This window comes from Serratia sp. PL7 (genome assembly GCF_945957435.1).
The window spans coordinates 1-259 of record NZ_CAMFLB010000152.1; the positions used below are offsets into that span (position 1 = coordinate 1).

A 259-nucleotide genomic window follows, 5' to 3' on the forward strand; every position below is an offset into this window, starting at 1 on the left:
GGAGCAAGCTCCCCTGTGCTACCGCTCGACTTGCATGTGTTAAGCCTGCCGCCAGCGTTCAATCTGAGCCATGATCAAACTCTTCAATTAAAAGCTTGATTTGCTTCCACTCGAGAAGCGATGCTCAAAGATTTACTGCATGAATTTTACTTCAGTTAGTCACTCTTCAAGACTTGATATTTTTTTGCATCCGAAGATGCTGGATATCGTCTTGTGGAGTGCCCACACAGATTGTCTGATAAATTGTTAAAGAGCAGTG

At 43.6% G+C, this 259-nt stretch carries 1 rRNA gene; it reads right to left on the bottom strand.

From position 1 onward, the window contains the following. Nucleotides 1–90, bottom strand: a 16S ribosomal RNA gene (locus N6G83_RS54705); the annotation flags it as partial. Between the last annotated feature and the right edge of the window lie 169 nt (nt 91–259).